We start from the raw sequence: 21,172 nt of genomic DNA on the forward strand, positions 1-21,172 counted from the left end.
GCGGCTTCCTCGGGCCGCGCGGTGGACCGGCGGTGCCGGCCTATCCGCCAAGGGCGCGGATGGCTGCGGCGGAACGCGCCAGCATCGCCCCAAGCGTATCACGAAAACCCGGCCCCTTATCCGTGTTGAACGGATCGGGACCGGGGGCAGCGGGTTCAAGGATCATCGGCCCGTCATAGCCGATCGCCTCCAGCGCCGCGAACTGCGCGGCGAAATCGGTATGGCCGTCCCCCACGGCCCCCCGGTTCGAATCCGCCAGATGGTAAAGCCCGATGGCCGCCCCGCCAGTGCGCAAGGCGGCCGCCGGGTCAGCTTCCTCGATGTTCATGTGATAGGCATCGGGCAAAAGCCGCAAGTTGGCCGCCCCCACACGATCCAGCAGCGCCAGCCCCTCGGCGATGGTCCGCACCTGATGGCTTTCATAGCGGTTCAGGATTTCGAACACGACCAACGCATCAGTGGCCCCGCAGATCCGCGCCACGCTGGCGACCAGCAAATCGTCCTCGACCGCCTGCGTGGCGACGGGACGAATTCGCCCGACCAGCCCGTGACAGCCAATGCGCGGGGCATGGCCGGTCGCCGCCGCCCAATCTGCCAGCCGCAGATAGTAATCCACAGCCGCCGCGCGCATCGTGTCATCAGGATGGCTGATGTCGGCATCCCCCGGCGTGATCGACCAGATCGCCAGCCCCTGATCGGCGAAGACACGCCCGGCCAGTGCCGGGTCCAGTGACAGATCACCGTGAATCTCGACCCCGCCAAGGCCCGCAGCCCGGACACGGCCAGCGATGGCGGGCAAATCCTCGTCACCAAAGATCCACGTGCAGCAGCCAAGCGGATGTGCCATGCTTAGCCCAACATATCGGCGGTGACGGCGACCGTTTGCCCGGTCTGCGCCGAAAGTGTCGCGGCCTCGGCGCAGGCCAGCGCGGCCACGCCTTCACGCAGGGTTACGGGCATTTCGGCCCCGCTGCTGATCGCATCCAGAAACGCCGCCCATTCGGTTTCATAGGCGCGCATGTAACGCTCAAGGAAGAAATGCAGCGGCTTGGCGCTGATCGCACCCGCCTCGGTGATCTTTTCGACCGTGTTTTCCAGCACGTTTTTCGCCGACAGCAACCCGGCCGATCCAAGAATTTCGATCCGCTGGTCATAGCCATAGCCCGCACGGCGCGAGTTCTTGATGACCGCGATGCGCCCGTCATCCCAGACCATGGTGACAACGGCGGTATCCACATCGCCCGCCGCCCCGATTTCAGGATCGACCAGCGCGCTGCCGGTGGCCGTGATCCGCGCCGGTGCGCCGCCGAACATCCAGCAGGCCATGTCGAAATCATGGATCATCATATCGCGGAACAATCCGCCCGAAACCTTGACATAGCTGACCGGCGGCGGGGCCGGATCGAACGAGGTGATCGACAACAGCTCGCCCTTGCCGATCTCGCCTGCATCAAAGGCGGCCTTCAGCGCCGCGAAATTCGGATCGAACCGGCGATTGAAACCGATCATCACCGGCTGGCCCGTCGTCTCGGCCCGCGCCAGTGCGGCGCGTGCGCGATCCAGCGACAGATCGACCGGCTTTTCGCACAGGACGGCCTTGCCCGCCTCGGTCGCACGCTCGATCAGGTCGGAATGTGTGTCGGTCGAGGTGGCGATCAGCACCGCGTCAATTTCGGGATCGTTGATGATCTCATCGACACTGCACGCCTTCGCGCCCACCTGCGCCGCAAGCGAGGCCGCCGCATCGGCATTCACATCGGCAATGGCGACAAGGCGGCTTTGATCCGTGGCAGTCATGGATTTGGCATGGACCTGACCGATCCGGCCAGCCCCCAGCAAGGCAACACGCAGCATCCCAACCCTCCCCAGATCGAATCGCGTCTGTCATATGTTAGCGCCAGACTTACACAGCCTGCACGCGCGTGCAAGAATATTTGCACGCGCGTGCAGCACATGGCCGATTATTGCCTGCCATGGCCCGGATCGTTGCAGATATAAGGATAGCCGCGCCCCGCAGCCCGCTCAGGCCGAGCCGCGCATAACCAGACGGCCCGGCAGCAGGATGTTATCGCTTTGCCGTCCCTCCAGCACCTCGACCAGTTTTTCGGCCATGGCGGTAATCGGCTGGCGCAGGGTTGTCAGGTCATAGGCGGGCGAGGCGGCCAACGGAATATCGTCAAAGCCCGTCACCGCAATATCCTGCGGCACGCGCAGGCCAAGGCGATAACGGATCGCATCCATCGCACCGATGGCGATGATGTCGTTTTCGCACACCAGCACGTCGGGGCGTGGCCCGCCTGCCAAAAGATCGCTGACCCGATCCATCGCCGCGCGCAGATCATAGGCGTCAGTATGAACCCAAGCGACGCTATGGCCAGTGCGCGCCTGCCAATAGTCGGTGAACGAGGATTTGCGGTGCAGCTTGGCCGATTGCGTATCCGGTCCGGCCAGAAACACCGGGCGCCGATAGCCGCGTTCCAGCAGATGATCGGCGATCTGGCGCATCGCGGTCACATCGTCGCAGGCTATGGTCAGCGTGTTCGGATTCTGGCTGTAGCGGGCAAAAACCACCAGCTTTTTCACCCGCCGCGCACCCAGCGCGGTATCCAGCACCCGGTCGTCGAACTGCGTGCCGATCAGCACCGCCGCGTCCACCCGCCGCTGACTGGCCGCCAACAGCGCCGCCGACGGGTCATCGCCATCGGTCATATGCACCAGCAGCGCGCCCCAACCGCGCAGCCACAAAATACGCGTCAGTCGTTCCAGCAGCACCAGCTTGTGCGGATTGCTGAAATCATTGGTGATAATCGCGACCAGATTGGATCTGTCCCCGGCCAGCGAAGCCGCCAGCAAATCCGGTGCATAGCCCAGATCGCGCGCCGCCCGCATCACCTTTTCCCGGCTTTTGTGCGAGATCGGGGCGTCTTTCTTGAACGCCCGCGCCACGGTCCAACGCGACACACCCGCAGCCGCCGCCACGTCATCCGCTGTCACACTGTCCAGATCATTCTCTGCCATGGCCCGAGATAGACACCAACTGCCCGCGCGTGCAAGACGCGCCTTGATGGCAGACGGTGCGGCGGGCTAAACCACCGCCCGCGCCGCCGCCCGGCCCGCCTGCCGCCCACTGAACAGGCAGCCGCCCAGAAACGTCCCCTCCAGCGAGCGATAACCGTGCATCCCGCCCCCGCCAAAGCCGGACGCCTCGCCCACGGCATAAAGGCCCGGCATGATCTGGCCATCCTGCCCAAAGACGCGGCCGTCAAGGTCGGTCTCGACCCCGCCCAAGGTCTTGCGGGTCAGGATGTTCAGGCGCACCGCGATCAGCGGGCCATGGGCGGGATCAAGGATGCGGTGTGGCTTTGCGGCCCGGACCAGCCGGTCCCCGCGAAAGGCGCGCGCGTTGCGGATGCCCATCACCTGCGCGTCCTTGCAGAACGGGTTCCTCACCTGCAAATCGCGGGCGATGATCGCGGCGCGGATCGCGTCCAGCCGGATCCGGTCATGGCCCGCCAGCGCATTCATCCCCGCGACAAGGCTTTCCAGATCGTCCCGCACGACGAAATCGCTGCCGCTGCGCTTGAACGCCTCGACCGGGGCGGGGGCCGCGCGACCAAAGGCGCGGCCCAGCACCGCGCGCCAGTCCTTGCCGGTCAGGTCCGGGTTCTGTTCGGACCCCGACAGCGCGAATTCGCGCCGGATGATCGACTGGTTGAGGATGAACCAGGAATAATCCGCCCCGGTTTTCATCAGATGTTCCAGCGTGCCCAGCGTGTCATAGCCGGGGAACAACGGCGCGGGCAGACGCTGGCCAAAGGCGTCGAACCACATGGGCGAGGGGCCGGGCAGGATGCGGATGCCGTGGTTTGGCCAGATCGGATTCCAGTTGCGCAGCCCCTCGACATAGTGCCACATCCGGTCGCGGTTAATCAGCCGCGCCCCTGCCGCCCCGGCGATGCCGATCATCCGCCCGTCCACATGCTCTGGCACACCCGAAACCATTCGCTGCGGTGACGCCCCCAGCCGTTCAGGCCAGTTCGCGCGGACCAGATCGTGATTGCCGCCGATCCCGCCCGAGGCGACGATCACCGCCTGCGCCCGCAACGCAAAGCTGCCGGTTTCGATGCGGCTGGTGCTTTGCCCGCGCGCGGCGGTGCTGGGTTCAAGGATTGCGCCCTCGACCCCCTCGACCACGCCGCCGCGCAGGATCAGCCCGTCCACCCTGTGGCGGAACCGGAATTCCAGCCGCCCGGCCTGTTCCGCCTCGCGCGCACGGGCCGCGAAGGGCGCGACGACGCCCGGCCCGGTCCCCCATGTCAGATGAAAGCGCGGCACCGAATTGCCGTGCGATCGGGCCGAACCGCCGCCACGTTCAGCCCAGCCCACCACCGGAAACAGCCGATGCCCCATCGCCCGCAGCCAGTCGCGTTTCTCGCCCGCCGCAAATTCGATATAAGCCTCGGCCCATCGGCGCGGCCAGTGATCCTCGGCCCGGTCGAAACCGGCCGATCCCATCCAGTCCTGCATCGCCAGATCAACACTGTCGCGGATACCCATCCGGCGCTGTTCGGGGCTGTCCACCAGAAACAATCCGCCAAGCGACCAGAAGGCCTGCCCGCCAAGGCTTTGCTCGGGTTCCTGATCCAGCATGATGACACGCCGGCCAGCCGCAGCCGCCTCGGTCCCGGCGACAAGCCCGGCCAACCCGCAGCCTATGATGATGATGTCGGCATCAGACATGGAAACGATCTCCTGCCCCAGCCTAGACCGAACAGTTCGCCCGGTATAGCGTTATCCCGCAAACACCCCTGCCCCGCGCCGCGCCAGCCACAGATCCATCCCCAGAAAGCGCATCTCCATTACGAAAACCGTCAAAAGGCGGCAGATCGGCATCTTGAGCGTCGTTCACCTGTCTTTCATTCTGGCGCGCGGACCCAAAGACGCGGCGGAAAGAACAACAGGGGCTTTAAGTGATCGGAGTGGCAACCTTCAGCCGGTCCTGTTTGTGCGGCATATATTCAACCGTCACGAATGCAGCCTACGTTCCGGGCTGGCATCGCACCAAGACCCAACCACCGATGACCCGCGATAACTCAGCACGATCATTTCGCCGAAAGTGAACTCGCACAGCGTCAGGGGCGAAGAAAAGCATTCAACCCGGAATGAACCAAACTGGCCCCGCTCTTAACATCGCCAGTGTCAGGTCGCCTTCCATGCTGATGTTCAGATGCAAGCGCGCCCTATCGCACATGCCTTGGCCTGCGGTGCAATCCGGCAACCAAAGGCCGGATCGAATGTGCCCGCATCTGGATCAACAGGCGCGGGCCTCGATCAGATCAAGGTTCGGCGTCATAGGCGGCGTCGATGATCTGATCGAACCGCTGCACGGCGCGGGCGGGCATTCCTTCGGGCAGTTCGGGGCGTGCGGCCTCGCCTTCGGTCACTTCGATCAGCATCACCATGCCCATCGCATAATGCGGGGTGCATTTGATGAAATAATGCCCCGACTCGGTCAGCGTGACCTCGATTTCTTCGTTGATATTGCCGCGAAACGGCGCGGCGCCTTCGGGGATGCCGCCGTCGATGGTGGCGGCGTTATGGCTGGGCTGCGTGGCCAGAAACTTGACCGTATCGCCGGGCGCGATACGCAGATATTGCGGATCATAGATCATCGGGCCGTGTTCGTTGCGGTTGAACATCTGCACCTTGTGCATCTCGGCCAAAGCGGGGCTGGCCATCAAAGCCAGTGCGATCAGGGCATGTTTCATGCGGTTCTCTCCAATGGCAGAAAGCGGAAGATGGCGGCGGCATCGGCGGGGTCGGTCAACAAACGCGAGTCGATGCGGAAAATGCTGCGCAGCCGGTCGGGCGTCAGCACCTCGGCGGGTGGGCCAAGGGCGACCATGCGCCCGCCCTCCATCACCGCCAGCCGGTCGCAGCCCATCGCCTGATTCAGATCATGCAGCGCGATCACCACCGTCACAGGCAGGTCATCGACAAGCCGCAGCAGGGCAAGCTGATGGTGGATGTCCAGATGGTTGGTCGGCTCATCCAGCAGCAGGATGCGCGGTTGCTGCGCCAGAGCGCGGGCGATCTGGATGCGCTGACGTTCACCCCCCGACAGGGTGGACCATTGCGCATCGGCCAGATGTGCCATGCCGACGGTTTCCAGCGCGCGCCCCACAATCGCGGCATCGCGCGCCGAAAAGGGCGACAGCGCGGACAAAAACGGCGTTCGGCCCAGTTCGACCACATCGCGGGCGCGCAAAGCCTCGGTCGTGTCGGTCTGTTGCTCGACCACGGCCATCACCTGCGCGATCTGGCGGCGCGGCAGGCGACGCAGATCGGTGCCGTCCAGCGTGACCCGCCCCCCGGCCCCACGCAGCAGGCCCGCCAGCAGCCGCAACAGCGTCGATTTGCCCGAACCGTTCGGCCCGATCAGGCCAAGCGTCTCGCCCGGCGCGATATCAAGGCTGACGCCATCGACCACCGCGCGGCCCCGGCGCGGAGACCAGCCAAGATCATGGGCGACCAGCCTCATGCCCGCGCGCCCTGACGGATCAGGATCAGCGCGAAACCGGGCGCGCCGACAAGGGCGGTCACGACGCCGATCGGGACGACCTGACCGGGGATCAGAATGCGCGACACCACATCCGCGCCAATCAGGAACACCGCCCCGACCAATGCCGCGACCGGCAACAGCGCGCCATGGCGCGGGCCGACCAGAAACCGGGCGGCATGCGGAATGACCAGCCCGACAAAGCCGATGGCCCCGACAAGGCTGACCATCACCGCCGTCATCATCGTGACCGCGCCGATCAGCACCACCTGCACCGCGCGGACATTGATGCCTAAAGACGCGGCCGAGCTTGTGCCAAAGGTAAACGCATCCAGCGCCCGCATCTGCCACAGGCAGATCAGCAGACCGATCACCGCAAAGGGCACCGCCATCATGACATCGGGCCAGCGCGACCCGGATAGATTGCCCAAAAGCCAGAACATGATCCCGCGCGCCTGTTCGGCATTGGCGGATCTGGCGATAAAGAACGAGGTCAGCGCATTGAAAAGCTGCGATCCGGCGATGCCCGCCAGCACCATATGCGCGGCCCCGCCACCCGCCGCGCGGGCCAGCGCCGCGACCAGAGCAAAGGCCAGTGCCGCGCCCAGAAATGCGCCGCCGGAAATACCGATGGCCCCGCCGCCCACGCCCATCACCGTCACCGCGACCGCGCCGGTCGAGGCCCCCGCCGATACGCCCAGCAGATAGGGATCGGCCAGCGCATTGCGCACAAGGGCTTGCAGCACCACCCCCGACAGCGCCAGCGCCGCCCCGCAGGCCGCGGCGACCAGCGTGCGCGGCAGGCGATAGTTCCAGATGATCCCGGCCTCGATCCGGTCCAGTTCATACCCCGCCTGCCACAGATTATTGGCCAGCACCCGGCCAATTTCGGCGGGCGCAATCGGCACCTCGCCCAAGGCGACCCCGGCAAGGATCGCCAGAATCAGCAGGCACGCGCCCGCCAGCCCCCTGAGGGTGACGATGGCGGGCGCGCTGCGGATCATTTCAGGTCATATCCGGCAAGTGCCTGGGCAAGCTGTTCCAGCCCCATCACGTTGCGGATCGAGGGGTCCATGGAATGTCCGTCCATGATGACGATGCGGTCGTTGACCACGGCATCCATCTGACTGGCCACCGGGTCGCTGCGCAGAAACTCCAGCTTTCGCTCATAATCATCGGCGGGAAAGCGGCGTCGCTCCAGACTGGCGATGACGATCACCGTCGGGTTCGCGCGGGCGATGGTTTCCCAGCTGACCGTGGGCCATTCCTCGTCGCTTTCAATCACGTTGCGCAGACCCAACGCCTCCATCATATAGGCGGGCGGACCTTTGCGGCCTGCGACATAGGGGTCGATGTCCATTTCCGCCGAGGAAAACCAGAACACCGCCGAGGCATCGCCCAGATCCAGCGCGCGGGCCTGTGCGATGGCCGCCGCCTCACGGGTTTGCAGGCTGGTGATCAGTTCCGCGCCACGTTCCGGCACATCGAAAATCGCGGCCAGATCGGTGATGCCCTGCCAGATGCCGTCCATGCTGAACATCTCGGTCCGGGTGCCGTCGGAACCGACGGTGTTGTCCTTGCCCGCGCAATCGGCGGCCATGATATAGGTCGGGATATCGAGATCCGCGAATTGCTCGCGGGTGCCGATCGTGCCCTGCGGTCCGATAAACCATTCATATTGCGAGGCGACCAGACTGGGCCGTGTCTCGACGATGGATTCAAAGCTGGGGTCGTTATCGGCCAGACGCGGGACGTTCGCGTTCGCCTCGGCATATTCGGGCAGAACCTCGGTGAACCAGACGCCGGTGCCAACAACCTTATCGGCCAGCCCCAGCGCATACAGAACCTCGGTCGCGGCCTGACCGACGCTGACCACACGTTCGGGCGCTGCGTCAAACCGCAGCGGGGTGCCGCAATTCTCAAACTCAAGGGGGTAATCCGTCCCTGCAAAGGCAGGCACGGCAAGGCAGATCGCCGCAAGGGCGGTCGTCAAACGCAAAGACATGGGATGTTCCTGATGAAAATGGCCACGCTTGTCGGGACGGGCGACAGGGCGCGGCGAAAACCGCCGGAAATCATGCTGAAAGGCGCAATCGCGCCGGTCATCAGTGCCATGCCAGACCTCCCGGACAACCCCGCCCGGCTTCGGTTACGTTTCGCGTCGGCAGGTCTCCTGACTGGCGGGTCATCACCGGGCGCGGCCTTCCCGAGAGTTGCCCCTCAGTGGCATGATCGCGGCGGCTCGTCGCCTACAGTTGCGGGGGCAGTTCCGGTTCGCCCCGAATGGGACGGCGGATTCCCTATTATTTCCACTTGGAAACCGACGCGGGTTGAGTATCCGGGACATCGCACCTGCGTCAAGCCGTTTCAGGCCGGGTGCAGACAATATGCTGGCCGTGACCAGTCACAGCCAATTGTCGCCATGCGCGGTCCGGCTTCTTGTGGCATTGCCAAACGGCGGGCTGTCATGGAGCAGAGCCAAGGCCCCTTCTTCATCCTGAACGCCTCCACTGACCGAAAATCCGCACATCCGATGGAAATCAAGCGCCACACCGGGACGTCTCGCCCCCCACCCGCTGGCGCAAGGGACGCAGACACAAACCGCTCACTGTTCTTTTGCCGCCCGGATGCCCATAAGCCGCGCCATGATCGGCGCGCCGGTGATGACCACCACGATCCGGGTCAGATGGTGCAGGATGACAAAGCCCAGATCAGCACCGACGACAATGGCCAGAACAGTCAGTTCGGCCTGCCCGCCGGGGGCAAAGGCAAGGAATCCCTCCAACGGGCGGGCCAGGCCGGTCAGCACGACGAATTCGGTGAAGGCCGTCGCCAGCACCGCCAGCACCACCACAAAGGCAAGACCGGACAGCACGAATTGCCGCAGCTCGCGCAGGGTGACGCCGACATAGTTCACGCCGATGCCAATGCCGATGAACAGTTGCGCGGCCATGATCGCCTCGGCCGGGGGGCGGGTGGTGATGATCCCGGCCAGCGACAGCGCCGTGGTCACGATCATTGGTCCAAGGATCGAGGCCCCGAACAGACCGATCCGCTCGGCCCCCTTCCAGCCGATCAGCGCGGCGGCAACCATCAGGGCAAGCTGATCCCAGCCGGTTTGCGCCATCGGCTTGCCCATCGCGCCGGTCAGCGGCGCGTCATACAGCCCGACAAGGATCACCGGCACAATCGTCACCAGCACCGCCACCCGCGTGGCGTGGATCAGTGACAGCGCACGGACATCGGCCCCGGCCTCTTGGCCAAAGATCACCATATCCTGCAACCCGCCGGGCATGGCGGCGTAATAGGATGTCACCGGATCGAACCCCAGCCGGCGAAAGAACGGCACGCCGATCAGCCCGATCAACAGCACATACAGCGGCACCAAGGCCACGCTTAACGCCATTTGCGGGATTTGCGCGATGACGGCGGGGGTGATCGAGGCACCCACGGCGACGCCAAGGATCGTCCGCGCCGCGACCGAGATTTGCCCTAACCCACGCAACGGCGCACCCGCCAGCGCCGCGATCAGACAAAAGCTCATCGGGCCGAACAAAAAGGGCAGCGGCAAGCCCAACAGCCAGAATGTAACGGCCCCTGCAAGGGCCAGTGCCAGCGTTGACAGGCGCGGAATCAGCAGGGACCGGAAGGAGGGGCTGGACATGATGGCCTCGCGGTTGACAGCTTGTGGATACATTTGTATCCAACCGTATGCAATATGAAAAGCAGCGCCGCCTATGACCGATGATTCTGAGCAACCGCAGGGCCAATCCGCCTATCGCCGCCTGCTGGCCGAGATCCGCTCGGGCCAGCTTGGCCCCGGTGCGCGGCTGCGCGAAACCGAACTGGCCGAGCGTTTCGGCATTTCCCGCACCCCCGTGCGCGAGGCGATCCGCCAGCTTGAGGCCGACGGGCTGGTGATCCATCTGCCGCGTCAGGGGGCGAGCCTGCGCACGTTGGATCATGCCGAGGTGATCGAACTGTATGAGATGCGCGCGGTGCTGGAAGGCACGGCGGCGCGGCTGGCGGCGCGGATGGCGCTGCCGCTGGAAATCGACGCGCTGGCCGATCTGAACGCGGCGCTTGCCAAGGCCGGACCGGGGGCCGATGCGCAGGATCTGAACCGTCAGTTTCATGCCGCGCTGATGGATGCCGCGCGCAACCGCTTTCTGGTCAAGACCAACAGCGCGTTGAAGAAAACGCTGCTGATCCTTGGCCCGACAACGCTGGCCGACCCGTCCCGCGCGGGCGATGCGGCGCAGGAACATGCCGCCATCATCGCCGCGCTGCAATCGCGCGACGGCGACGCCGCCGAGGCCGCGATGCGCCGCCATATCGAGGCCGCGCTGAACTTTCGCCTGCGCGCGATCCGGGCCAGCGCGCCTGCCGAGGATGACGAATGACCGAAACCTATGACATCGCGGTGGTCGGCGGCGGCAATGCCGCGCTTTGCGCTGCGATCACGGCGGCGCGGGCAGGCGCGCGGGTCATCATTCTGGAAGGCGCGCCCGAACCCTATCGCGGCGGTAATTCGCGCCACACCCGCAACTTTCGCTGTATGCACCGGGGGCCAGCGTTTCCCCTGACCGGCAGCTATGACGAGGACGAGTATTTCCACGATCTGATGCTGGTGACAAAGGGCAAGACCAACGAACATCTGGCCCGCATGGCGATCCGCACATCCGAAGAATGTCTGCCGTGGATGCAGGAAAACGGCGTGCGCTTTCAGCCCTCGCTGTCGGGCACGCTGTCGCTGTCGCGCACCAATGCGTTCTTTCTGGGGGGCGGCAAGGCGCTGGTGAACACGTATTATAATACCGCCGAAGATCTGGGCGTTTCGGTGATCTACGAAGCGCAGGTGCGCCACGTCCATCGCAACGGGCAGGAAATCACGCATCTTGACGTCGAGGTGAAAGGCCAGCCGCAAACCATCCACGCCCGCGCCTATGTGCTGGCTTCGGGAGGGTTTCAGGCCGATATCGACTGGCTGGCACGGGCCTGGGGGCCTGCTGCGCGGAACTTTCTGATCCGCGGCACGCCCTATAACCGCGGCGTGGTGCTGCGCGATCTGCTGGATCAGGGCGCGGACAGCGTGGGCGATCCGACGCAATGCCACGCGGTTGCCATCGACGGGCGCGCGCCGAAATATGACGGCGGCATCGTGACGCGGCTGGATTGCGTGCCGTTTTCGGTGGTGGTGAACCGCGATGGCCAGCGGTTCTATGACGAGGGCGAAGATACCTGGCCCAAGCGTTACGCGATCTGGGGCCGACTGGTCGCGGCGCAGCCCGATCAGGTCGGCTATGCGCTGATTGACGCCAAGTCGATCGACCTGTTCATGCCCTCGGTCTTTCCGCCGATCAAGGCGGACAGCATCCCGGAACTGGCGCAAAAGATGGGCCTTGATCCCGACGCGGTGGACCGCACCGTGGCCGATTTCAACACCGCTTGCCATCCCGGCACGTTCCATGCGACGGAACTGGACGGGCTGGCGACCGAGGGGCTGAACCCGCCGAAAACCAACTGGGCGCGGCCTTTGGATACGCCGCCCTTCTATGGCTATCAACTGCGCCCCGGCGTGACCTTCACCTATCTGGGGCTGAAAGTGTCCGACCGCGCGCAGGTCCACAGCGCGCAAGGCCCGATCCGCAACCTGTGGGCGGCGGGCGAGATCATGGCCGGGTCGATCTTGGGTCAGGGCTATCTGGCTGGTTTCGGCATGACCATCGGCACTGTATTCGGACGTATCGCAGGCAAGGAGGCCGCCGCCCATGTCGCTTGATTTCACCCTTCCCGCCCAACAATCCACCATGGACGAAGCCCGCCGCCAGATCGAGATCTGCAACGCCTGCCGTTACTGCGAGGGGTTTTGTTCCGTCTTTCCGGCGATGACCCGCAACAAGGTCTTTGCGACAGGCGATCTGACCCATCTGGCGAACCTGTGCCACAATTGCCGGGGCTGCTATTACGCCTGCCAATACACCGCGCCCCACGAATTCGCGCTGAACATCCCCGCCGCACTGGCCGTGGTGCGCAACGAATACGGCGGCGGCGGCACGCGCGGGGCCAATCTGTTTACCGCACAGGCCCGACCGGACGGACGGATGGTGCTGGGCACATCCGGCTCAACCCAGATCGCCTATTTGCTGGGCGATCTGCGGGTGCGCTATGATTACGACGACTGGGATGTGCTGATGGCGACGCCGATGGGCGGGGTCGTCTATGTCTCGGCTGATCTGGGGATCGGGTCGTGGCACGAGATTGCTGATCTGCAAGGCCAGCGGCTGCTGTATGCCAGCATGGGGCCGGCCTCGCTGGATCTGGTGCCCATGCTGGCCTTTCGCCTGCTGGGGTTAGATGTGCGCTATGTGTTCGGCTACGCGGGCCGGCACGACGGGCTGCGGGCCATGCAGCAGGGTGAGGTCAGCATCGACTATCAGACCACCCCCGGCTATCTGGCCAATGTCGCGCCGCAGGTGGCGCAGGGGCGCGCCGTGCCGCTGATGACATGGGGTGTGCTGGACGCCGATGGCCGGGTGCTGCGCGACCCGACCTTCCCCGACCTGCCCACAGTCGAGGAGATTTACGAACTGCTCCACGGCGCACCGCCCTCTGGTCCCGATTACGAGGCATATCGCGCCTTTGCCACCGCCGGTTTCGCCGCGCAAAAGATGCTGGTGTTACCGCGTGAAACACCTGGCACGATTCAGGATGAATGGATCGGCGCGATCCGCAAGGTGCTGGCCGACCCCGACTATCTGGCCGAGGCCCCTGCCCGGTTGGGGGCTTATCAGACGGTGGTGGGCGAAGATGCCGCGCATCTGGCACGCAGCGCGATGCATATCGACCCTGCTGTGCGGCAAAATGTGCTGGACATGCTGGCCAGCGAATATGCCGTCAGGCTGTCGGAATAATCTGCGCCCATCGCGACCCGTTCGGTTCCAATGGGCCGCAGCCGCCTGCCAGACGCAGACCAACCACCGCGCAAGTTGGCAGAGCTTTGATCGGCGGGCTGTTTTCGGCCAGATCACAGTCGTTCAAGGCAGATCGCGCGCGGGCAACCATCGTGATCAGCGATGCCATGCCGCGTGACGTCAATGGCATCGACCGTATTCCCACCGACAAGCGGCGTTGCACCACACGCCCGCCCGCACCTTGTTGATGTGACAGCAAACAGCCGCCTGTCAGTCACGCGATACTCCAAGGTTTTCGCACACACGCGCGGCAAAGGCCGTGGTCCCCAGCGGCCCGCCCAGATCTGCGGTGCGACTGGCCGGGTCGTCCAGCGCCTGTTCGACGGCGGCATCAATCGCGCGGGCGGCATCGGCGTAATCGGGGCGGTCGTGGCGCCGCGCCAGCCAGTCCAGCAGCATCGCCGCCGACAGGATCAGGGACGTGGGGTTGGCCTTGTCCTGCCCCGCAATATCCGGCGCGGACCCGTGCTGCGCCTGCGCGACGCAGACATCCGCGCCCTCGCTGATCGAGCCGCCAAGGCCAAGGCTGCCCGACAGTTCCGACGCCTCATCCGACAGGATGTCGCCGAACATATTCGTGGTCACGATCACATCGAACGTATCGGGCCGCCGGATCAGATGCGCGGCGGCGGCATCGACGATCAGTTCTTCCAGCTCCACATCGGGGTAATCGGCGGCCACGCGGCGGACTTCGCGCAGGAACAGCCCGTCGGTCAGCTTTAGCACATTGGCCTTATGCACCGCCGTCACCTTTTTGCGGCGGGTGCGGGCCAGTTCAAACGCCGTGCGCGCGACCGTGGCCGACGCCTTGGCGGTGATCTTGCGCACCGACAGGGCCATGTCGTTATCGGGCATGAACTCGCCCACCCCGGCCACCATATTGCGGTCGGCGTAAAAGCCTTCGGTATTCTCGCGCACGACGATCAGGTCCATCGGCTTGCGCAGCACGCTCAGATCAGGGCGCGACCGGGCGGGCCGGATATTGGCATAGAGCGAAAACGTGGTGCGCAGCGCGCCGGATGGGTTGATGCCGCCCTGTTCGCGCGGCGGGTAATCATAGTGCGACACCGGGCCAAGGATGACGCCATCTACCTGCGGGATGCGGTCCAGCACCGCTTGCGGCAGGGTCGTGCCTTGGGCAGCCAGCGCGGCAAGGCCGATGTCCATCTGTTCGACCATCAGACCCAGATCATACACCGCATTGGCGTGATCCAGCACGGCCAACGTGGCCTTGGTGATTTCAGGGCCGATCCCGTCGCCGGGCAAAACGAGGATGCGCATTGTGTGTTCCGAGTGGTTCTTTTCTATGCAAAAAATCCAGATAGCGCATGTTTGGATTTTTTCAATCGCAAAAAACCAATCTTGGCAATTTACCCGGAACCTGCCATGAAGGGCCGAAAAGGACGGCCCTGAATTGACCAGCCTTGCCGATACTCTTGTCACCAAAATCGCGGTGTATATCCGCGCCGAAAACCTGCGTCGCGGTGACCGGCTGACGGAACGGCGGCTGGCCGAACAGTTCCGCGTCTCACGATCCCCGGTCCGCGCGGCAATGAAGCAGCTTGAGACAGCTGGCGTGTTAGAGGCGTCCGAGCGCAGCGGCTATCAGATTATCGACCCCGATGCGGCCAGGGCGCTGTCAGACCGGCAACCGGCGACGGACCCGGACGAACAGCTTTACCTGACCATCGCCCGCGACCGTGTGCAGGGACGCCTGCCGGAACGGATCACCGAAAGCGAATTCCTGCGCCGCTATGATCTGACGCGCGGCCAGTTGGGCCGCCTGCTGCGGCGCATGTCGCAGGAAGGCTGGATCGAGCGATTGCCGGGTCATGGCTGGGCCTTTCTGCCGGTGCTGACCTCGCTGGAAAGCTATCGCGACAGCTATCGCTTTCGGCAGCTGATCGAGCCGCAGGGCCTGCTGGAGCCACGTTTTGTCCTGAACCGCCCGGCGGTGGAGCAGCGGCTGGCACAGCAGAAATGGCTGGTCGATGGCGGCATCTGGACGGTCAGCGACGCGCGGCTGTTTGACCTGAACAGCGGCATGCATGAAACGCTGATGGAATGCAGCGGCAACCTGTTCCTGATCGACGCGCTGCGCCGGGCAGACCGGCTGCGCCGTCTGTTCGACTATGGCCAGATGCTGGACCGCGACATCGCCCGTGACCGCTGCGTGGAACATGTGCATCTGTTGCAGCTTGTGCTGGCGGGCAAGAACGCGGATGCTGCGGATTATTTGCGCGCGCATCTGATCGCACTTGTGCCCCTCAAGGCCGCGCATCTGCGCAGCGCCCCGACTGAAACGATACCCGCACCGGAGGAGTGAGAGATGACCATTCGCAGTATTCTGACCAACTATACCGGCAACGGCGGCGGCCCTGCCGCGCTGCGCATGTCGATCCAGATGGCGCAGAAATACGATGCCAGCCTGACCGCTGCGGTCTGGGTGCCCGACAACCCGATGCGCCGCCGCGCGGGTGCCTTTCTGACGCCAGAGATCGACAAGATCCTTGATGGCTATGAAGCCGATTTCATCGCCGAGCGCCGTGACGCATTCGAAGCCGCCGTCGCGCAGGCCGGGCTGACCGGCGAAACGCATTTCGAGGCGTATGGCACCCGTGATCGCAGCATCACCGAGATCGCGCGCGGCCATGACATCGTGGTCATCGGCAGCGCGACCGACCCGAAACAGGCGCATGATTTCGGCGTGCGCCCCGATGTGGTGGCGCTGCGCAGCGGTCGCCCGGTGCTGGTCGTGCCCTCGACCTATGACGCGCCGTCGATCATCGAATCGGCCGCCGTCGCGTGGGACGGCAAGCGTGCTGCGGCACGGGCGCTGGCCGATGCGATGCATATTCTGGGCACCAAGGATCGCGTGATCCTGATCGGCATCGGGGAAGACCTGCCCGCCGATTACGGCGCGGATGTGATGCGCCTGATGGAGCGGCATGGCATCGACGCCGAACTGGTCATCCGCCCGCACGGGTCGGGCGGCACCGGCCAGACCATCATCGACACCTGCCTTGAAACCGGCGTCGGGCTGTTGGTCATGGGGGCATATGAACACAGCAAATTCACCGAAGATCTGCTGGGCGGCGTGACGCGCGACATCTTTGAGCGCGCACCCCTGCCGGTGCTGATGTCGCACTGACCAACACCGGGGCACAGTCTTGCCCCGGCCACCCCCTGCCCCGCAGGATTGGGGCTGCAACAAATGACCCCGGCAGCCTCGCAGCCGCCGGGACATCCGCAGCAACACAGCTTTGCTTGCGCGACCTTGCGGCACTTCCCTGCATCCCCTACATCAAGGGAGACAGTGAAAGGACGTGCCATGGCTATGGAAGCGCATGATATTGAGGCTCTGATCCGTGCGGCGTTCCCGGATGCGCAGATCACGATCACCGATCTGGCAGGCGACGGGAACCATTTTGCCGCCGAGGTGATTGACGAAAGCTTCCGTGGCCAGAACCGCGTTCAACAGCAGCGGGCCGTCTACGCCGCGTTGCAGGGCAAGATGGACGGGTCGCGTGGCGAATTGCACGCGCTGGCCCTGACCACCAAGGCGCCGGACTGATCCGGCCCGATCAACCACAAGGACAACCGAAAAATGAGCGATGCGCAGGCGCAGATCCGCGAGACTGTCGATGGCAATGACGTGGTGCTGTTCATGAAGGGCACCAAGGAAATGCCGCAATGCGGTTTTTCCAGCCGCGTGGCCGGGGTGCTGAACTATATGGGCGTCGATTACCGCGACGTGAACGTGCTGGCCGATGAAGGCGTCCGTCAGGGCATCAAGGATTTTTCCGACTGGCCGACGATCCCGCAGCTTTACGTCAAAGGCGAATTCGTCGGCGGCTGCGACATCGTGACCGAAATGACCCTCTCGGGCGAGCTGGACCAGTTGTTCGATCAAAAGGGCGTCTCTTACGACAAAGAGGCCGCCGACCGCATCCGCGAGGCGAATGCCTGATAAAGCGGCGCCTGCTTCGACGGCAGGCGCCCCGACCTGACTTTCGGTCAGTTGTGCTTTGACCGATCTCGTGTTCACTCTTAAGGTCACAGAGACTGACCAACAGGAGGAGAACACATGACAACCCGCTTTCGGCTGGCCGCCGCCGCCCTTGGTGCCGCACTGGCCGTAACGCCCCTGACCGCCAAGGCCGAAACCTTTATCAACGTGCTGACCGGCGGCACCTCGGGTGTCTATTACCCGCTGGGTGTGGCCATGTCGCGCATCTATTCGGAAAATATTCCCGATGTGCGGGTGCAGGTGCAGGCGACCAAGGCCAGCGTGGAAAACCTGAACCTGCTGCAACAGGGCCGCGGCGAAATCGGCTTTTCGCTGGGTGATTCCGTGAAAATGGCCGCCGAGGGCGACCCCGAGGCAGGCTTCCGCGCGCCGCTGGACAAGCTGCGCGGCATCGCGGCGATTTACCCCAACTATATCCAGATCGTTGCCAGCCAGTCATCGGGCATCAAAACGCTTGAGGATCTGAAGGGCAAATCCCTGTCCGTCGGCGCGCCGCGTTCGGGCACCGAGCTGAACGCCCGCACGATTCTGAACGCCGCCGGGATGAGCTATGACGATCTGGGCAAGGTCGAATATCTGCCCTTCGCGGAATCGGTCGAGCTTATCAAAAACCGTCAGCTTGATGCGACGCTGCAATCGGCTGGGCTTGGCGTCGCCTCGCTGAAAGACCTGGCAACCTCGGTTCCGGTGCAGGTCGTGGCCGTTCCGGCAGACATCGCCGAAAAGCTGGGTGCACCCTATGCCGCGGGCGAGATCCCGGCCGGAACCTATGACGGGCAGGCCGATACCGTGCCGACCGTCACCGTCATCAACTTTCTGATCTCGCATGAGGATGTAGATGAAGAAATTGCCTATCAGATGACGAAAACCCTGTTCGAAAATGCCGCCGCCCTGAAAACCGCCCATGCGGCAGCCGAGGCCATCGACCTGCAAACCGCTGCGCAGAACATGTCGGTTCCGCTGCATCCGGGCGCCAAGCGGTATTACGACGAACAAGGGGTTGCGACCGAATAAGCGCGTCGCGTTAAATCCGGCGCGGGCTGGCCCACAGCCCCGCCAATCATAACGACAACAGGGAACATCCATGAGCCAGCCGACCGAATCACTGCATCCCGCGCCTGCGGGCAATCCCGATCTGGGCATTCACGATCCGCTGGCCGACAGTTTTCCCGCGACGACGCAGGGCAAAGTTCTGTTCTGGCTGGCCGTTGCCTTTTCGCTATTCCAGATCGGTTCGGCGGCGCATCTGTTCGATCTGCCCAGCCAGATCCTGCGTGCTGTCCATGTCGGTTTTCTGACCGCGCTGACATTTCCGCTGATGGCCGCGCTGCACAAGTCGGCGCTGCCACTGCGCGCCCTGGCCTGGGCGCTGGCTTTGGCAGGCGTCGCTGTTGCCGCCTATCAGTGGATCGAATACCGCGACCTGATCTTCCGCGAGGGCGACCCGAACCAGATGGACCTGATTATGGGGTCGATCGCGCTGATCGTGGTGTTCGCCGCCGCGTGGGTCATCATGGGTCCGGCGCTGCCGATCATCGCCGGGCTGTTTCTGGGATACTGCTTCTTTGGCGAATACCTGCCCCGGCCGCTGAACCATCGCGGCTATGACTTCTGGCAGGTCATCACGCATATGTCCTTTGGCACCGAGGGGATTTACGGCATCCCCACCTATGTCAGTTCGACCTATATCTTTCTGTTCATCCTGTTCGGGGCGTTTCTGGAAAAGGCCGGGATGATCCGGCTGTTCACCGATGTGTCGCTGGGTCTGGTCGGGCATCGCATGGGCGGCGCGGCCAAGGTGGCGGTGGTGTCATCCGGGCTGATGGGGACGATTTCGGGGTCTGGCGTGGCCAATGTCGTTACCACCGGGCAGTTCACCATCCCGCTGATGAAACGCTTTGGCTATCGCCCCGCCTTTGCGGGCGGGGTCGAGGCGACGGCATCCATGGGCGGACAGATCATGCCGCCGGTCATGGGCGCGGTCGCCTTTATCATGGCCGAGACGCTGGGCATTCCTTACCTTGAGGTCGTCAAAGCCGCGATCATCCCCGCCATTTTGTATTTCGCCAGCGCCTTCTGGATGGTGCATCTTGAGGCTGGGCGCATGAACCTGCGCGGCATGTCGCGCGATCAACTGCCCTCGGCGCTTGGGGCGCTCAAGGCGGGGTGGTATCTGATCCTGCCGCTGGCGGTGCTGGTCTGGCTGCTGTTTTCAGGCTTTACGCCGCTGTTCGCGGGCACGGTCGGCCTTGCGCTGACGATGATGCTGATCCTTGGCGCCTCGATCGTGCTGGGCCTGCCTGCCGGGGTGATCCGGGTGATCTTTTGGGTCGGGCTGGGCCTGCTGGCAGCGGCGCTGATGCGCGTGTCCGAAGTGTGGCTGTGGTATGGCGTGGTGGGGCTGATCGTTGTCGCCGTGCTGTCGGCACAGGGGCGGCTGACCATCGGGCAGGTGATCGACAGTCTGGCCGAGGGCGCAAAGACCGCCCTGCCCGTCGGTATCGCCTGTGCGCTGGTCGGCGTCATCATCGGCACGATGACCTTGACCGGCGCGGCCAACACATTCGGCATCTTCATCGTTGGCGTCGGCGAAAGCAGCCTGCTGTTGTCGCTGATCCTGACCATGATAACCTGCCTGATCCTTGGCATGGGCATCCCCACGATCCCGAACTATATCATTACCTCGTCCATTGCCGGACCGGCGCTGTATGAACTGGGCGTGCCGCTGATCGTCAGCCATATGTTCGTGTTCTATTTCGGCATTCTGGCCGATCTGACCCCGCCGGTCGCGCTGGCCTGTTTCGCCGCCGCGCCGATTGCGCGGGAAAGCGGGCTGAAGATCAGCTTTCAGGCGATCAAGATCGCGGCGGCCGGTTTCGTGATCCCGTTCATGGCGGTTTATACGCCCGCGCTGATGCTGCAATCGGGCGGGCCGCTGGCCCAAGCCATCGGGTTTCTGCCTGCGGTGATCTACATCGTGGTGAAATGCGTGCTGTCCATCGCGTTGTGGGGGGTGGCCGTGGTCGGCTGGCTGGCCTATCCGCTGCCGGTCTGGATGCGGGCATTGGCCATGATCGCCGCCTTTACCCTGATCGCCGCCATGGCCATCACCGATGAGGTTGGTTTTGCACTGGCCGCCATTCTGGCCGTACTGTGGTGGCGCGGTCTGAAATCGCGCGCTGCGACGGCATGAGCGGTTGCCTGATGGTCGGCGCCACCATGCTGATGCTGGGTGGCGCCGGTTTTCAACTGGAATGGACCCATTCCGTCGAACGCTCCGGCTGGCGCGAGGATTGGCGGATCCAAGGCGGCAAGCTGCACCTGACCCGCGCCGCCGTGCGTGGATCGGGCGCAGGGATGGAGCCGGGAGCGGGCGCGCAATTGCAAAACGGCTGGTGGGTCTGGTCGCCAGATCTGCCGCCGCAACCCGCGCTGCTGCTGGCGGCATCGGGCGCAACCGGCGGCGACTGGCGCTTGTGCGACGGCAACCGTTGTCAGGTCATCGGCACCAGTGCCAGCGATCCCATCGACATCAGGCCGTGCCCATGACCAGACGCATTCCCTGCCCCACCGCCGCAACGGGTCTTTGCAAAAACAAGAAGCCCGCTG

Annotated in this window: 21 protein-coding genes and 1 riboswitch; of the genes, 10 read left to right on the top strand and 11 right to left on the bottom strand. The window is 64.3% G+C overall.

The features are described 5' to 3' along the window. Positions 1-40: 40 nt before the first annotated feature. The 9 genes from Q4G22_RS00235 to Q4G22_RS00275 all read right to left on the bottom strand — a co-directional run bounded on the left by Q4G22_RS00235 (position 41) and on the right by Q4G22_RS00275 (position 10,223). Positions 41-847, bottom strand: coding sequence for a sugar phosphate isomerase/epimerase (locus Q4G22_RS00235; RefSeq protein ID WP_303383896.1), 807 nt, complete (start codon positions 845-847; stop codon positions 41-43). Positions 848-849: 2 nt separating this feature from the next. Next, a complete protein-coding gene (iolG, locus tag Q4G22_RS00240; protein ID WP_303383897.1) occupies positions 850-1,854 on the bottom strand; it encodes an inositol 2-dehydrogenase in 1,005 nt (334 codons plus the stop codon). Positions 1,855-2,022: 168 nt separating this feature from the next. Then, complete coding sequence (locus Q4G22_RS00245; RefSeq protein WP_303383898.1) at positions 2,023-3,018, bottom strand: LacI family DNA-binding transcriptional regulator; 996 nt, start codon at positions 3,016-3,018, stop codon at positions 2,023-2,025. A gap of 66 nt (positions 3,019-3,084) precedes the next feature. Further along, complete coding sequence (locus tag Q4G22_RS00250) at positions 3,085-4,740, bottom strand: FAD-binding dehydrogenase (protein ID WP_303383899.1); 1,656 nt, start codon at positions 4,738-4,740, stop codon at positions 3,085-3,087. A 596-nt stretch (positions 4,741-5,336) separates the two neighbouring features. Further along, positions 5,337-5,768: a pseudoazurin gene (locus Q4G22_RS00255; protein ID WP_303383900.1), complete on the bottom strand. Its 432-nt coding sequence runs from the start codon at positions 5,766-5,768 to the stop codon at positions 5,337-5,339. After that, positions 5,765-6,541, bottom strand: a complete 777-nt coding sequence (locus Q4G22_RS00260) for an ABC transporter ATP-binding protein (RefSeq protein WP_303383901.1) — start codon at positions 6,539-6,541, stop codon at positions 5,765-5,767. The genes Q4G22_RS00255 and Q4G22_RS00260 overlap by 4 nt, the downstream gene beginning before the upstream one ends. Further along, complete coding sequence (locus Q4G22_RS00265; RefSeq protein ID WP_303383902.1) at positions 6,538-7,563, bottom strand: iron ABC transporter permease; 1,026 nt, start codon at positions 7,561-7,563, stop codon at positions 6,538-6,540. Before Q4G22_RS00265 ends, Q4G22_RS00260 begins: the two co-directional genes overlap by 4 nt. After that, on the bottom strand, positions 7,560-8,564 hold the full coding sequence (locus Q4G22_RS00270) for an ABC transporter substrate-binding protein (protein WP_303383903.1): 1,005 nt from the start codon (positions 8,562-8,564) through the stop codon (positions 7,560-7,562). Before Q4G22_RS00270 ends, Q4G22_RS00265 begins: the two co-directional genes overlap by 4 nt. 140 nt (positions 8,565-8,704) lie before the next feature. Next, positions 8,705-8,899: riboswitch (cobalamin riboswitch) on the bottom strand. Between the two features lie 265 nt (positions 8,900-9,164). Further along, positions 9,165-10,223, bottom strand: a complete 1,059-nt coding sequence (locus tag Q4G22_RS00275) for an AbrB family transcriptional regulator (protein WP_303384155.1) — start codon at positions 10,221-10,223, stop codon at positions 9,165-9,167. A 73-nt stretch (positions 10,224-10,296) separates the two neighbouring features. On the opposite strand from Q4G22_RS00275, the gene Q4G22_RS00280 reads away from it, so the two are divergent. Genes Q4G22_RS00280 through Q4G22_RS00290 form a run of 3 tightly spaced genes read left to right on the top strand, consistent with a single transcriptional unit; the run spans position 10,297 to position 13,473 of the window. Further along, a complete protein-coding gene (locus tag Q4G22_RS00280) occupies positions 10,297-10,962 on the top strand; it encodes a GntR family transcriptional regulator (protein ID WP_303383904.1) in 666 nt (221 codons plus the stop codon). Further along, complete coding sequence (gene tcuA, locus Q4G22_RS00285) at positions 10,959-12,341, top strand: FAD-dependent tricarballylate dehydrogenase TcuA (protein WP_303383905.1); 1,383 nt, start codon at positions 10,959-10,961, stop codon at positions 12,339-12,341. Before Q4G22_RS00280 ends, tcuA begins: the two co-directional genes overlap by 4 nt. Then, a complete protein-coding gene (locus Q4G22_RS00290) occupies positions 12,331-13,473 on the top strand; it encodes a tripartite tricarboxylate transporter substrate-binding protein (RefSeq protein ID WP_303383906.1) in 1,143 nt (380 codons plus the stop codon). Before tcuA ends, Q4G22_RS00290 begins: the two co-directional genes overlap by 11 nt. Here the strand turns inward: Q4G22_RS00290 and Q4G22_RS00295 are convergent. Both Q4G22_RS00295 and Q4G22_RS00300 read right to left on the bottom strand, forming a co-directional pair. Then, positions 13,457-13,642, bottom strand: coding sequence for a hypothetical protein (locus Q4G22_RS00295; RefSeq protein ID WP_303383907.1), 186 nt, complete (start codon positions 13,640-13,642; stop codon positions 13,457-13,459). The two genes, Q4G22_RS00290 and Q4G22_RS00295, sit on opposite strands and share 17 nt — an antisense overlap. Positions 13,643-13,743: 101 nt before the next feature. Beyond that, positions 13,744-14,814, bottom strand: a complete 1,071-nt coding sequence (locus Q4G22_RS00300; RefSeq protein WP_303383908.1) for an isocitrate/isopropylmalate dehydrogenase family protein — start codon at positions 14,812-14,814, stop codon at positions 13,744-13,746. Positions 14,815-14,947: 133 nt separating this feature from the next. Here Q4G22_RS00300 and Q4G22_RS00305 point away from each other — a divergent pair, with 133 nt between their 5' ends. The 7 genes from Q4G22_RS00305 (at position 14,948) to Q4G22_RS00335 (ending at position 21,112) form a co-directional block, all read left to right on the top strand. Next, entirely contained in the window at positions 14,948-15,859 is a 912-nt protein-coding gene (locus Q4G22_RS00305; RefSeq protein ID WP_303383909.1) for a GntR family transcriptional regulator, read from the top strand. A 3-nt stretch (positions 15,860-15,862) separates the two neighbouring features. Continuing rightward, complete coding sequence (locus tag Q4G22_RS00310; RefSeq protein WP_303383910.1) at positions 15,863-16,684, top strand: universal stress protein; 822 nt, start codon at positions 15,863-15,865, stop codon at positions 16,682-16,684. A gap of 180 nt (positions 16,685-16,864) precedes the next feature. Then, positions 16,865-17,107, top strand: coding sequence for a BolA family transcriptional regulator (locus tag Q4G22_RS00315; RefSeq protein WP_303362139.1), 243 nt, complete (start codon positions 16,865-16,867; stop codon positions 17,105-17,107). Between the two features lie 33 nt (positions 17,108-17,140). Further along, positions 17,141-17,503, top strand: coding sequence for a Grx4 family monothiol glutaredoxin (gene grxD, locus Q4G22_RS00320; protein WP_303362140.1), 363 nt, complete (start codon positions 17,141-17,143; stop codon positions 17,501-17,503). Between the two features lie 117 nt (positions 17,504-17,620). Beyond that, positions 17,621-18,577 carry a TAXI family TRAP transporter solute-binding subunit gene (locus tag Q4G22_RS00325; RefSeq protein WP_303383911.1) on the top strand — a complete coding sequence of 319 codons (957 nt, stop codon included), beginning with the start codon at positions 17,621-17,623 and terminating at the stop codon, positions 18,575-18,577. Between the two features lie 70 nt (positions 18,578-18,647). Then, positions 18,648-20,756, top strand: a complete 2,109-nt coding sequence (locus Q4G22_RS00330) for a TRAP transporter permease (protein ID WP_303383912.1) — start codon at positions 18,648-18,650, stop codon at positions 20,754-20,756. Then, positions 20,753-21,112 carry a DUF1850 domain-containing protein gene (locus Q4G22_RS00335; RefSeq protein WP_303383913.1) on the top strand — a complete coding sequence of 120 codons (360 nt, stop codon included), beginning with the start codon at positions 20,753-20,755 and terminating at the stop codon, positions 21,110-21,112. The genes Q4G22_RS00330 and Q4G22_RS00335 overlap by 4 nt, the downstream gene beginning before the upstream one ends. Positions 21,113-21,172 lie beyond the last annotated feature (60 nt).

This window comes from Paracoccus sp. (in: a-proteobacteria) (assembly GCF_030538655.1).
Taxonomy (GTDB): domain Bacteria; phylum Pseudomonadota; class Alphaproteobacteria; order Rhodobacterales; family Rhodobacteraceae; genus Paracoccus.